12 protein-coding genes are annotated in these 14,586 nt (G+C 36.4%); all 12 read left to right on the plus strand.

All coding sequences use genetic code 11. The annotated features are described in order from the left end of the window. The first annotated feature begins 30 nt into the window (after positions 1-30). Complete coding sequence (locus BMY85_RS06930; RefSeq protein WP_177180676.1) at positions 31-1,266, plus strand: class I SAM-dependent methyltransferase; 1,236 nt, start codon at positions 31-33, stop codon at positions 1,264-1,266. Continuing rightward, on the plus strand, positions 1,250-3,790 hold the full coding sequence (locus BMY85_RS06935) for a hypothetical protein (protein WP_092477545.1): 2,541 nt from the start codon (positions 1,250-1,252) through the stop codon (positions 3,788-3,790). Before BMY85_RS06930 ends, BMY85_RS06935 begins: the two co-directional genes overlap by 17 nt. 28 nt (positions 3,791-3,818) lie before the next feature. Continuing rightward, a complete protein-coding gene (locus tag BMY85_RS06940; protein ID WP_092477546.1) occupies positions 3,819-4,934 on the plus strand; it encodes an aminopeptidase in 1,116 nt (371 codons plus the stop codon). Positions 4,935-4,962: 28 nt separating this feature from the next. Then, positions 4,963-6,147, plus strand: coding sequence for a phosphopentomutase (locus BMY85_RS06945; RefSeq protein ID WP_092477547.1), 1,185 nt, complete (start codon positions 4,963-4,965; stop codon positions 6,145-6,147). 18 nt (positions 6,148-6,165) lie between these two features. Further along, entirely contained in the window at positions 6,166-6,867 is a 702-nt protein-coding gene (deoD, locus tag BMY85_RS06950; protein ID WP_092477548.1) for a purine-nucleoside phosphorylase, read from the plus strand. A 185-nt stretch (positions 6,868-7,052) separates the two neighbouring features. After that, positions 7,053-8,120 (plus strand): BMP family lipoprotein, encoded by a 1,068-nt coding sequence (locus BMY85_RS06955; RefSeq protein WP_092477549.1) that lies wholly within the window; start codon positions 7,053-7,055, stop codon positions 8,118-8,120. 283 nt (positions 8,121-8,403) lie between these two features. Continuing rightward, the gene (locus tag BMY85_RS06960) at positions 8,404-9,915 is read left to right on the plus strand and encodes an ABC transporter ATP-binding protein (protein ID WP_177180682.1); all 1,512 of its coding nucleotides are present in this window, start codon (positions 8,404-8,406) and stop codon (positions 9,913-9,915) included. Beyond that, positions 9,899-11,020: an ABC transporter permease gene (locus BMY85_RS06965; protein WP_092477551.1), complete on the plus strand. Its 1,122-nt coding sequence runs from the start codon at positions 9,899-9,901 to the stop codon at positions 11,018-11,020. Before BMY85_RS06960 ends, BMY85_RS06965 begins: the two co-directional genes overlap by 17 nt. Next, entirely contained in the window at positions 11,013-11,930 is a 918-nt protein-coding gene (locus BMY85_RS06970) for an ABC transporter permease (RefSeq protein WP_092477552.1), read from the plus strand. Before BMY85_RS06965 ends, BMY85_RS06970 begins: the two co-directional genes overlap by 8 nt. 23 nt (positions 11,931-11,953) lie before the next feature. Continuing rightward, positions 11,954-12,619: a deoxyribose-phosphate aldolase gene (gene deoC / locus BMY85_RS06975; protein ID WP_092477553.1), complete on the plus strand. Its 666-nt coding sequence runs from the start codon at positions 11,954-11,956 to the stop codon at positions 12,617-12,619. Between the two features lie 14 nt (positions 12,620-12,633). Further along, positions 12,634-13,053: a cytidine deaminase gene (locus BMY85_RS06980; RefSeq protein WP_092477554.1), complete on the plus strand. Its 420-nt coding sequence runs from the start codon at positions 12,634-12,636 to the stop codon at positions 13,051-13,053. Between the two features lie 33 nt (positions 13,054-13,086). Further along, a complete protein-coding gene (locus BMY85_RS06985; RefSeq protein ID WP_092477555.1) occupies positions 13,087-14,412 on the plus strand; it encodes a pyrimidine-nucleoside phosphorylase in 1,326 nt (441 codons plus the stop codon). Positions 14,413-14,586: the final 174 nt, after the last annotated feature.

Raw genomic sequence — 14,586 nt, forward strand, 5'->3', positions numbered from 1 at the left:
TAAAATGAAACAGAAAGGAACGGTAGATAGATGGAAGTGAAGGATGTAGAGAAATTATCAGCATATATAGATGAAAACCTTGTGGATATTATCATTAGTAATGCACAGGGCAGTGGACAGATGAAAAAGGTAAAAGTCCGGGCGGTTCATGTAAAAGAGCAGACAAAGTTTCAGGTGACAAGTTATCAGGGAACAAAAGTGTACCATAAGAATTATAATAGAGAAGATTTTATAAAATTATTAGAGCAGTTTATTACAGGATATGAAATAGAAGAACAAGAAAATGCGGTAGTAAAGTTCAAGCAGGTTGTCATACGTACTACAAAAGAGCAGGTAACTGCATTGTTTAGCAAAAAAGGAAAAATGACCTTGAAAGCTTCCAAGCTGAAACAGGAACTTCCAAAGCCTATTTTTGAACATAACCGTAGAAAACGATATATTTTAGAAGAAGGAACTGCAGTTCCGTTTTTAGTAGATTTAGGTGTAATGACTAAGGAAGGAAAAATTGTACAGTCGAAATACGATAAGTACAGACAGATAAATAGATTTTTAGAATTTGTAGAGGATATAGTAGAGGAACTTCCGCAAGACAGGGAACTTACAATATTGGATTTTGGATGTGGAAAATCTTACTTAACATTTGCCCTTTACTATTATTTTAAGAAGTTAAAAAGGTATGATATTAACATCATAGGACTGGATCTGAAGGATGACGTAATTCGCACCTGTAACCGCCTAGCCAGTAAATATGAATATGATAAACTGAAGTTCTTGCATGGAAATATTTCTGATTACGAAGAACTTGAGAAAGTGGATATGGTCGTAACACTTCATGCATGTGATACAGCTACAGACTTTGCCCTTCAAAAAGCAATTCTATGGGATGCAAAAGTTATTTTATCCGTACCTTGCTGTCAGCATGAGATTAACCAGCAGATAAAATGTGAACAATTAGAGACAGTATTAAAGTATGGCTTGTTAAAAGAACGTATTTCTGCACTGCTTACCGACGGACTGAGGGCAGAATTATTAGAGTGCAATGGTTACAGGACTCAGATACTGGAGTTTATAGATATGGAACATACTCCTAAAAATATTCTGATTCGAGCAGTAAAACAAGAAAGCGGCAAGAAAAAAACGCCACAGGATTATGAAAGACTAGTGGAGTTTCTCCATGTGCAGCCAGCTTTAGGTGCGTTATTAGGTTTAAATCCTGAAAGGAAAGATAAAAAGATTGGAATGAAGTATCATGAAACACGTGTATAGAGGTGTGGTTTTATTTGTTGTTTTTGTTGCATCGACTCTGTTTATGCAGCGTTATATGAAAGATGTAACCATTAATTTTCATACAACAGTAGAAATGGGAAATGCAACATTTCCACTATTATATGTCCAGAATGGAAACAAGATAGTAAATGAAATGCATGGTTACAGAAGCAGTTTAAGTGCTGTAAACGTAAGAGAATCCATGACGTATATGGATGGCTCAAAAGAACTTATATTTCGTTTAGATGATAAACAAAATGTAATTCGAAAAATTAAATATGAAACTAGACTTGTATCCTCTGGTGAAGTGGTTGAAGCGGATTCAACTAGTTCCATAGAGAAAAATGATAAAGGCAGATATGTAAAAGTGGCACTTTTGGAAAGCTATCAGCAGGGAAAAGAGTATGCTATGAAACTTACTGCCATTACAGATAAGGGACGTAAGATTCACTACTATACAAGGCTAAAATTTTATTCAGATGAATCCTATTTTAAAGAAAAAATAGATTTTGTACAAAAATTCCATAAAGCGACTTTTAATAGAAAAGAGATGGAGCAGTACGCATCCTATTTAGAATACGGTGAATCAGATGATTCCACCTTAGCCTATGTAGATATAAAATCAGATGTGAACAACATTGCTTGGGGCAATTTAAAGCCAAAGGCTGTATCAAAAGCAATACCAATGTTCACCGAATATACAAGAGAGACAGCTTCTGTTGTATATGAATATTATGTAAAGGCCAATACAGGAAGAGACGTGGATGATTTATATTACGTTCATGAATATATCAGAATACGTTATGCCAATGGCAGGATGTATCTTCTTGGATTTCAGAGAAAGATGGAAGAAGTATTTAACAGCAGTTTAGCCGAAGTAAAGGAGAAGGTTTTAAAAGTGGGTATTACCAATGATACCAGCATGAAGCTTAATTACACAGAAGATGAAACAAAACTTTGCTTTGTGAGACAAGGGGCGTTATGGTATTACGATACCGTTGAAAATAGAGCCGTTAAGGTGTTCAGTTTCCTTACGAATAAGAAAGATTATGAAAGAAGTGGTTATAGTCATTACGATATAAACATTATCAATATGGATGAAGAAGGAAATATTGACTTTATGGTTTATGGATATTTAAACCGTGGAGACTATGAAGGCAGAGTAGCAGTTCTGCTCTACAAGTTCCATGCTTCAGAAAACCGTATTGAGGAACTTGTTTATATCCCAATGGAGACTACTTATGAAATGCTTAAAGAAGACTTAAACCATTATGGATATTTAAGTTCTAACGGAGTATTTTACTTTGCTGTAAATAACCAGGTGTATTCGTATAATATTGCGTCAAGAAAAATAAAAACCATAGCATCTGATGTTTCTGATGATGACATTATATTATTGGCTAGCAAAGGATTTCTGGCATGGCAGGATTCAGGCAATCCAAAAAAAAGCAAGAAAATTACTATACTGAATATGGAAACAGAAGAAATAAAGACCATCGAGGCAGAAAAGCAAGAAAATGTTTCCCTTTTGGGAAGCAGTGATGGCAATATTATTTTGGGAAAAGTGAAAACCAGTGCTATTAGGACTACTAAGCAGGGAGAACAGATTGTACCATATTATGAGGTGAATATATGTAAGGGAAATGGAGAAATATTAAAAGCATATAAAAGAAATGGCATTTTCGTAAGCAGTGTTACCGTTGATAATAATGTTATTACTTTGAATCGAGTACGCCGCTCTGCAGATTCCGTCCTTGGATATGCACCAGTACAGAGTGACAGTATCATCAACAATATAGAAGTTGGTGAACAAGGTTTTTTACTCACCCATAAGCAGTCCCAAAAGGCAATGAAAGAGTATTTTATTACCCTTCCTTCCAGTGTGGCTATGAAGTCTGTTCCAAAACAGAAAAGTACCAGGAATACTATTATAACAACAAGTACAACATTAGTATTAGAACAGCCAGCATCTAGATTGGAAAAATACTATGTTTTTGGTTATGGTACAATTACAGGTGCTTATACAGATGTTTCTTTGGCAATTCAGAATGCTGACAGCGTAATGGGGGCTGTTATGGATAATAATTATCGAATTGTATGGGAACGAGGTGGTAAGTTCTTAAGTAATACGATTAACACCTATAAAAAGATTCCGTCCACTCAAAGTGTGGATTCAATAGGTGCTTGTATCACAATTACACTGGATTTCAACGGAGTATCCGTTAACGCAGAAAAGATTTCATCAATGAGTGAGTCTATCTACGACATATTACGCAGCAGATTTAAAGGAAGCACTTATAATCTGACAGGGTGTAACTTAGATGAAGCACTTTACTATGTAAGTGCAGGTTTTCCTGTAATTGCAATGAAGTCAAAGACACAGGCAGTACTTTTAGTGGGGTATGATGAGTACTATGTGAAATATTATGATCCAGCAGCCAATGTAGTTCAAACCATGCTTTTAACAAATGCAGATAATATGTTTAAGGAAAATGGTTATATATTTAATGTTTGCATGAATTAATGTAATGTATATTAGGAGGATACAGGAAATGGATGAACGTATTAAAATATTAGCGAAAAACTTAGTAAACTATTCTATGGCTGTAAAATCAGGAGATAAAGTCTACATTCACTATGTGGGCAGTGATACAAAAGATTTAGCCAGGCAGTTAATAAAAGAAATATATGTAGCAGGTGGAGTGCCATTTCCTCATTTTGAGGATCAGACGGTACTTCGGGAAGTTATGTTAAACTGTACAAAAGAACAGATGCAGTTAAGAGCGGAAATTGATGCAAAAGAAATGTCAGCTATGGACTGTTATATTGGAATCCGAGGAAATGAAAATGCAGCAGAATTATCGGATGTTCCTGATGAAAAGAGAAAACTCTATGATAAATATTATATGACACCAGTACACCATGAAGTTCGTCTTAAGACAACAAGATGGGTTGTAATGCGTTATCCGAACTATGCAATGGCACAGTTATCCAACATGAGTTTGGAAGCTTTTGAGGATTATTATTTTAGAGTATGTAATCTGGATTATTCTAAAATGAGTAAAGCAATGGAGAACTTAGTAAACTACATGAACCGCACAGATAAGGTTCGAATTGCAGGAAATGGAACGGATCTTACATTTTCCATTAAAGATATCCCGGCAATTCCTTGTGCAGGCGAAATGAATATTCCAGATGGAGAAGTCTATACAGCTCCAGTAAAAGATTCCGTAAATGGAGTCCTTCACTATACAGCTCCATCTTTATATCAAGGATTTATATTTGAGGACATTACGTTGACCTTTGAAAACGGTAAAATTGTAAATGCAGTTTCAAATGACACAGAAAGAATAAATGCTATTTTTGATACAGATGATGGTGCACGCTACATTGGTGAGTTTGCAATTGGTGTAAATCCTTATATTACAACACCAATGAAAGATATTTTATTTGATGAAAAAATTATGGGTTCTTTTCATTTTACGCCAGGAAATAGTTATGATGATGCACCAAACGGCAATCATTCCGCTATACATTGGGATCTGGTCTGTATTCAGACACCAGAGTTCGGTGGTGGAGAAATCTATTTTGATGATGTACTCATTAGGAAAGATGGACTATTTGTAGTAGATGAATTAAAATGTTTAAACCCAGAGCAATTAATTTAGTGGGTAGTCAGGAGGTATCGTACTTCATATGAAAAGAGTATTTTTAATTGTTTTAGATAGTTTTGGAATTGGTGAAATGCCTGATGCGGATAGCTTTGGTGATGCAGGAAGCAATACCATTAAAGCTTGCTCCACAAGCAGCAGGTTTTATATTCCAAATATGAAGAAGTTAGGACTTTTAAATATAGACGGAGTTGATGTATCGCCTTGCAATGCTGACTGGTGCAAAGAAGACGTTTCATTAAATGGTGCATATGGACGAATGACAGAAGTATCAAAAGGAAAAGATACGACGACTGGTCATTGGGAGATTGCAGGACACATATCCAATCAGCCATTGCCTACCTTTCCAAATGGTTTTCCAAAAGAACTTCTAGACAAGTTTGAAGAGGCTACAGGAAGAAAGGTATTATGTAATAAGCCTTATTCGGGTACTGATGTCATTCGTGACTACGGTGAAGAGCACATGAAGACAGGTGCTTTAATTGTATACACATCAGCAGATAGTGTATTTCAAATTGCTGCCCACGAATCAATTGTGCCAATTGAAGAATTATATCGTTACTGTGAAATCGCAAGGGATTTATGTACAGGACAATATGGGGTAGGCCGTGTAATTGCAAGACCGTTTGTAGGCGAACCAGGGAACTTTACACGTACTCCTAGACGCCATGATTACTCATTAGTTCCTCCAGGAGTAACAATGCTTGATCAGCTTTTAGAAGCAGGTAAAGACGTAATTGCTGTTGGAAAGATTCATGACATTTTTGCTGGCAAGGGTATTGGTTCAATGGTTCGTACTTCTGGAAATGCAGAAGGAATTGAACGCACCATTGAATACACAAAACAGGATTTTGAAGGAGTTTGTTTTGTTAATTTAGTGGATTTTGATATGCTTTATGGACATAGAAATGACGTAGAAGGCTATGCCAATGCACTATCCTATTTTGATGAACATTTGCCGGCTATTATGGAAGGGCTAAGAGAAGATGACATTTTGATGATTACAGCAGATCATGGCTGTGATCCAAGTACACCTTCAACAGACCATTCACGTGAGTACACTCCTTTATTAATTTACGGAAGTAAAATTAAAGGAGGAACAAACTTTGGAACAAGAGAATCTTTTGCAGATATTGCTGCAACAATTTTGGATTATTTTGAGATTCCAAGTAAAGTAAAAGGAACATCTATATTATCAGAGATTATGTAAATTCAGGAGGAATGATTTATGTCAACACCACATAACGCTGCAGAAGCAGGAAAAATTGCAAAAACAGTTTTAATGCCAGGAGATCCATTACGTGCGAAGTTTATCGCTGAAACTTATTTAGAAAACCCAGTTTGTTTTAATACTGTCCGTAATATGTTTGGTTATACAGGAACTTACAAAGGAAAAGAAGTTTCTGTTATGGGAGGCGGAATGGGTATTCCTTCTATTGGTATTTATTCTTATGAGTTATACCAGTTTTATGGAGTGGAAAATATCATCCGTATTGGTTCAGCAGGTGGATATTCTGATGATTTAAAACTTGGTGATTTAGTAATTGGCATGGGAGCATCTACAAACTCTAATTTTGCTCATCAGTATCATTTGCCAGGAACGTTTGCTCCTATTGCAGACTTTGATTTGTTACGTAAGGCAGTAGATACAGCAGAGAAATTAAATGTTCCAGTGAAAGTCGGCAATATTTTGTCATCCGATACGTTCTATGATGATGATCAGGATGCTAAACTTACATGGAAGAAGATGGGCGTGTTAGCAGTTGAAATGGAAGCAGCAGGATTATACATGAATGCCGCACGTTTAGGCAAAAAAGCACTTTGCATGCTTACAATTTCCGATCATTTATTTACTGGTGAGGAATTGTCAGCAGAAGAAAGACAAGTTGGATTTAGAAATATGATGGAAGTAGCTTTAGAGTTAGCATAATTGCATAGTATAAGTTATCTGGAGCTAAATTGTTTTTTTGCTGCCTTTGTAATTGGCATCGTGGAATTAAATACCACAATTGTCAGAAAAAAATTTTCATTGCTTAATTCTGCATTTTGTGCTAAATTTGAATGTGTTCTATTAGTAAACTAAAGTTATATTGAAGGTATCAAGGAGGAGCGTACATGAGAAAGAAAATTTTGGCAATTATGATGATGGCAGTAATGGCTGTTTCTATGACTGCATGTGGAAGCAAAGGTGATAATTCAAGCAGTAATGAGAAAAGTGAACCTAAGGTAACAGATACTGCATCCAAGTCTGATTTTAAAGTAAGCATGGTAACAGATACTGGTGGTGTCAATGACCAGTCCTTTAATCAGTCATCATGGGAAGGTTTACAAAATCTGAAGGAAAAAACTGGTGCACAAATTAGTTATCTGGAATCTACTCAGGAAACAGATTATACTTCTAACTTGGACAAGCAGGTAGATGAAGGAAATAAATTAGTTTGGGGAATTGGATTTGCTATGGCTAATGCGATTTTAGAAGCAGCTGAAATGAACGATGAAGTAAATTATGCTATTGTTGATAATGCTTATGAAGAAGTTCCTGAAAACGTTACTTGTGTTACATTTAATGCCCAAGATTCATCTTTCCTAGTTGGATATGTAGCTGGTCTTACAACAAAAACAGATTCTGTTGGATTTGTTGGTGGTATCAGCAGTGCAATTATTGATCAGTTTGAATTCGGATACCGTGCTGGTGTAGCTCATGCTGCAAAAGAACTTGGTAAAGACATTAAAGTTGAAGTTCAGTATGCAGATAGTTTTTCTGACTCTGCAAAGGGGAAAGCTATTGCTAAAAGCATGTACTCAAACGGATGTGACATCGTATTCCATGCTGCTGGCGGTGTAGGAATTGGTGTAATTGAAGCTGCTGAAGAAGAAAAACAGTTTGTTATTGGTGTTGATTCCGATCAATCCGTATTATCTCCAGATTATGTCTTGACATCAGCGTTAAAGAGAGTTGATGTAGCTGTTGAAGATATTTCTGAAAAATGTATGAACGGTGAAGAAATCGGTGGAAAAGTGTTCAATTACGGTTTAACTGACGGAGGTGTCGGAATACCTGCAGAAAACAAAAACATGGATCCAGAGGTTTACAAGAAAACAATGGCACTTCAAGATGAGATAACAGCTGGAAAGATTGTACCACCATATAATAAAGATACATTTGATGCGTTCAATCAATAAATATAAAGAAAAGCTGTTATGCAACTAACCTGGTTAGCTGTATGACAGCTTTTTGTGCCTTATGGGGCATGCGCAAATGACCCCGGTCAGTGTGGGGATATGGCTTAGCTGCTGCGTACAGCTGCTCGGGGTGACTTGCGTGTGGGAAGATGCAGGCACTTTTTGAATATACATCACAGGTTGCGGCATATTAAGAGTAAGACGTGATAAACAATTGTTATGAACAAAGCAGATAGACAGGAGGAACAATAGTGTGAATATAAGTAAAGATTATGCAGTTCAAATGCAGGGAATCGTGAAAAGGTTTGGTAATTTTACTGCCTTAAATAATATGGAACTAAATGTTAAAAAAGGTACAATTCATGCTATTCTAGGAGAAAACGGTGCTGGTAAAAGTACATTAATGAATATTTTATATGGACTATACCAAGCAGATGACGGAAAAATATATATTAATGGCGAAGAAGTGGCAATGAAAAATCCTAATGTTGCAATAAGCAGTGGAATTGGTATGGTGCATCAGCACTTTATGCTTGTAGAAAACTTCACAGTTGCGCAGAATATCATTTTAGGTAACGAAGTTACAAAAGGGCTTGGAGTTCTAGACATGGACAAAGCCAAAGAAAAAATAAATGAAATGGTTGAAAAATATGGGTTAGAGGTTGATCCTGACGCCGTAATTGAAGATATATCAGTAGGAATGCAGCAGAGGGTTGAAATTTTAAAGGCATTATATAGAGGTGCTGATATCCTAATTCTGGATGAACCCACAGCGGTATTAACTCCTCAGGAAATTGAAGATTTAATTCAGATTATGCACAACCTGATAGAAGATGGAAAAACCATTATTATTATCACACATAAATTAAAAGAAATTAAAGAATCTTCGGATGTATGTTCCATCGTAAGACGAGGACAATACATTGATACCGTAAAAGTAGAAGACGTTACAGAAGAAGAACTTGCCAATATGATGGTTGGCCATGCAGTAAAACTTGTGGTAGACAAAAAAGAGGCAAATCCAAAAGATGTAGTGTTTGAAATTAAGGATCTGGTAGTTGAAAATGAAAGAAAGCTTGAGGCTGTTAAAAACCTGTCCTTAAAAGTAAGACGTGGAGAAATTGTTGGTATTGCTGGGATTGATGGAAATGGCCAGAAAGAATTAATAGAGGCAGTTACTTGCCTTACTAAAGTAAAAAAAGGAACTATTAAAATGAATGGGGTAGAAATTCAGAATACTACGCCCAAGAATGTAATTAACCATAAGATTGCAACTATCCATGAAGATAGACAGAAAAGAGGACTGGTTCTTAATTTTACAGTAGCAGAAAATGCAGTTATTGAAAATTATAAGAAAGCAGAGTTCTCAAAACGAGGGTTTTTAAGAAGAGATCAGATACTGAAACACACAAAGAACCTGATTAAAGAGTATGATGTAAGACCAGATAATTGTGAAGAACAGTTAGTTCGTGGTTTATCAGGCGGTAATCAGCAAAAGGTGATTATTGCACGTGAAATTGCCAATCAGCCAGACTTGCTAATCGCCGTACAGCCTACTAGAGGTCTTGATGTTGGTGCGATTGAGTATGTTCATAAGATGCTGGTAAAAGAAAGAGATGCTGGAAAGGCAGTTCTTCTTATATCTTTAGAATTGGATGAAGTTATGAACGTATCCGATAGAATCGCAGTCATCTACGACGGTCATATTGCAGGAGAATTTAAACAAGGTGAAGTAGATGAACAGACAATTGGTTTATTAATGGCTGGAGGGAATGAGAATGGAAAAACTGAATAAGATTTTGAAAAAGCAGATTACAGCAACTGTAATTGCAATTCTGTTAGGGTTTGTAGTTGCAATGTTAATATTAGCTTTTACCGGGTATAATCCTTTTGAAGCCTTTGGCATTTTATTTAAAGGTATTTTTTCGAAGCCGAAGTATATAGCAAATGTAATTATAAAGGCTACACCAATTATTATTACAGGTGTCAGTGTATCCTTTGCATTTAAAGTAGGATTGTTTAATATTGGTGCGGAAGGACAATACGTTATAGGTACAGTTGCAGCAACTATGGCTGGTATTCTTGCAGCAGGACTTCCAGGAGTTATTCTATATCCCTTGGTTATCCTTTCAGGTATGGCTGCTGGTGCTATTTATGGTTCAATTGCAGGTTATTTGAAGGCAAAGTATGAAATTCATGAAGTTATCGTTGGAATTATGCTGAACTGGATTGCATTTTATTTCTGTAACTTTATTGTGAGCACAAATCGTTTTCATCAGCCAAACTCAACGGCAACAAAAGATATCAGCGATAAGGCATTCGATTTTATCTATACATGGAAGAAGTCAGATGCAGGAAAGGCTGTTTTAAAAGAAAATGATACACTGAAAGAACTGATTTATAAAACAGATATGAATATTGGGATTTTATTTGCCATAGCAGTTGCTATTATTGTAGCTGTTATTTTAAAAAGAACTTGTAAAGGGTATGAGTTACGTGCCGTTGGTTTTAATAAACATGCAGCAGAATTTGCAGGAATCAACGTGAGAAAAAACATACTTCACGCCATGTTAATTGCAGGAGCCTTGTCAGGCCTTGCAGGAGCATTAATGGTGACAGGTGTTTCCCATAAAATTTCTACATTAGGCACATTTGAAAACTATGGTTTTAATGGATTATCGGTTGCATTAATTGCTGGAAATTCACCAATTGGCTGTATTTTTGCTGGATTATTATTTGCGGGATTAATCTATGGCGGAGGTTCTATTCAGTCAGAAATCGGAGCACCATCGGAGATTATCAATATTATGATTGGCACCATTGTATTCTTTATTGCCTTATCAAGATTAGTACCTATGATTGCAGACAAATTGACAAAGAGAGGTGAGGGACGTGCTTAATACAATTTTATTAATTATCAGCATTACTTTAATGTATTCTACTCCACTTGTATTTGGAGCTTTGGGAGGCATGATCTCGGAACGCTCTGGAGTTATCAATATTGGTATTGAAGGAATGATGGGAGTAGGTGCAGCCACTGGAGTTGCAGTTGCTTATCATACAGGAAACCCTTGGCTTGGTTTCTTAACGGCAGGTTTAGCAGGCGGATTAATTGCCTTATTACATGCTATTGCGAGTATTGAAGCGTTAGCGGATCAGACAGTATCTGGTATTGCCATTAACTTATTAGGTGCGGGACTTGCTTATTTCATTGCACGTCAGGTATTCGGTGCAATTAATACACCTACAGTTCCTAGAAAACTTCCAAAAATTTTTGGAGGCCACGTTGGTAATAAATATTTAAATTATTTAAATGTAGATGTGACCGTAATTATTGCATTGGTTATTGCTATCTTTTGCTGGTTTATTTTTTCTAAGACAACTTGGGGATTAAGAGTAAAAGCAGTGGGAGAACATCCAGCTGCAGCAGATACATTAGGAATTAGTGTTAAGAAAATACGTTATATCTGTGTAGTTATATCTGGTGTTTTGGCTGGATTTGGAGGTGCATCTGTAACACTTGCGATTATTTCTAACTTTACACCTACTGCAATTAGTGGACAAGGATTTATCGCTTTAGCAGCAGTTATTTTTGGCAAGTGGAAACCTCAGGGGGTTTATGGTGCCTGCTTATTATTTGGTTTTGCTCAGGCAATTGCAATTATCCTTGGAGGAAGCAGCTTTAATATTTCATCACAAATCGTTTCCATGCTTCCATATGTAATAACAATTATTATTTTAATTCTTTTTGTTGGCAAGTCAGTAGCGCCAAAGGCGGATGGAGAACCATATCAGAAAGGTCAAAGATAAAATAAAGGGAGGAAGATGTCCAGATGAAAAATCAAGAAATTTTAAGTATGGTGGATCATACATTACTAACACAGGCTGCAACTTGGGAAGAAATTAAGCAGATATGTGATGATGGCATTAAATATCAATGCGCATCTGTCTGCATTCCTGCTTCCTATGTAAAACGGGCTTCAGAATATGTGAAGGGGCAAATTGCAGTATGTACGGTAATCGGTTTTCCTAATGGTTACAGTACAAAAGAAGTAAAGGTTTTTGAGGCTAAGAATGCACTTGAAAATGGAGCTTCTGAAATTGACATGGTCATAAATATTGGACTTTTAAAAGATAAAAAGTACGATGAAATTGAAAATGAGATCCGTGCATTAAAAGAAGCATGTGGCAATAACATTTTGAAAGTTATCATTGAAACTTGTCTCTTAACAGAAGAAGAAAAAATCAAAATGTGTGAAATTGTTACGAAAGCCGGGGCGGATTTTATTAAAACATCAACTGGATTCTCCACAGCCGGAGCGACATTTGCAGATATTGTTCTTTTCAAAGAGCATGTTGGTCCAAATGTGAAGATTAAGGCAGCAGGTGGAATCTCTTCATTAGAAGATGCAGAAAAATTTATTTCTTTGGGAGCTTCCAGGTTAGGAACTAGCAGAATTGTTAAGATTCTTAAAAATGAGGAAGCTACAGGTTATTAAAAAGGAGATGTTGTATGGATCAAAAGGCATTAATTCAAGCTGCAATAGATACCTTGCCATTTTCTTATTCTCCATACTCTGATTTTAAGGTTGCTGCAGCTTTACTAAGCAAAGAAGGAAAAGTGTATACAGGATGTAACATTGAGTCGGCTTCGTATACACCGAGTAACTGTGCTGAACGTACTGCATTTTTTAAAGCAGTCAGTGAAGGAGTCAGGGAATTTGAGGCAATTGCTATTGTTGGGGGCAGGAAAGGAATACTGGATGATTATTGTCCACCATGTGGCGTATGCCGTCAGGTAATGATGGAATTCTGTAGTCCAAGAGATTTTAAAGTAATTCTAGCCAAAGGGCCAGATGACTATAAGGAATTTACATTAGAAGAAATTTTGCCTCTAGGTTTTGGTCCTGGAAACTTACTTGTTGATAAATAAATAGTTGGATTACCGTAAGGAGTGATAAAGGCCATGAGAATGTATGATTTGATAGAAAAGAAAAAATGTGGATATGAGTTGTCCAAAGAAGAAATTCAGTGGATGATTCAGGAATATGTAGAAGGAAATATTCCAGATTATCAAATGTCAGCATTTCTAATGTCAGTTTATTTTAGAGGAATGACCGACGAAGAACTGAGTGCACTTACCAATGCAATGGCTCATTCGGGGGATATGGTTGATTTATCAGCAATTCAGGGAATTAAGGCAGATAAACATAGTACAGGTGGTGTTGGTGATAAAACAACATTGATTATTGCACCGATTGTTGCAGCTTGTGGAGTGAAGATTGCCAAGATGTCTGGGCGAGGTTTAGGCCATACAGGAGGAACCATTGACAAATTGGAATCTATACCAGGTTTTCGAGTGGCAATTCCTACAGAAGAATTCTTTGATATAGTAAACAAGGCTGGAATAAGTGTTGTTGGACAGTCAGGGAATTTAGCACCGGCAGATAAACTGCTGTATGCTCTTCGTGATGTTACGGCTACGGTAGACAGCATTCCTTTAATTGCAGCTTCCATTATGAGCAAGAAACTTGCCGCAGGAAGCGACTGTATCCTTCTTGATGTGAAAACTGGAAGTGGTGCATTTATGAAATCAATTGAAGATTCCATTACACTTGCTCAGAAAATGGTTCACATAGGAGCAAGTGCAGGAAGAAAGATAGCTGCGCTTATTACCAACATGGATATTCCACTAGGAAATGCTATTGGCAATTCTCTTGAAGTAATAGAAGCAGTAGATGTTTTAAATGGCAATGGACCAGAAGACTTAACACAGGTTTCCTGTGAGCTTGCTGCCAATATGCTTTATCTTGCAGATAAAGGTACTTTGGAAGAGTGCAGAAGTAAGGTAAAAGAGGCTATTAGCAGTAAAGCAGCACTGGAAAAATTAAAAGATATGGTCAAAGCACAGGGTGGCGATGTATCAGTCATTGAAGATACAGGCAAATTTGAAAGAGCAGAATATTTCTATGATGTAATTGCACAAGGTTCAGGAGTAATCTCACATATAAATGCAGAAGAAATCGGCGTGGCATCAGTAGCTTTAGGGGCAGGCAGAGAAACAAAAGAAAGCACAATTGATTACCATGCGGGGATTCTTCTTCGCAAGAAAACAGGAGATTCTGTAAAAGCTGGCGATGTGTTGGGAACCTTGTATTCTTCTTCATTTGAAATGATTGAAACAGGGGAAAAATTATTCCGTGCTGCATATACCATCGACCCAGAGGCAAAACAGGAAAAGGCTGCTTTAATTTTTGCCAGAGTAACAGAAGAAGGAATTGAAAGATTATAATATATAAGAGAAAGCAAAAAGAGGATTATGTGTGTGCGAACATAATCCTCTTTACATTGAAAATTTTAAAAGGGGGCTTAATAAAAAATTAAAAGGGCAATTCTAATTTTTTCCTTATGAAAAGGTTATTATTAAGCTTAATTTTATTTTAATACATATTCCAAAAAAATGCAA

Source organism: [Clostridium] polysaccharolyticum (assembly GCF_900111595.1).
Lineage (GTDB): Bacteria > Bacillota > Clostridia > Lachnospirales > Lachnospiraceae > Clostridium_AI > Clostridium_AI polysaccharolyticum.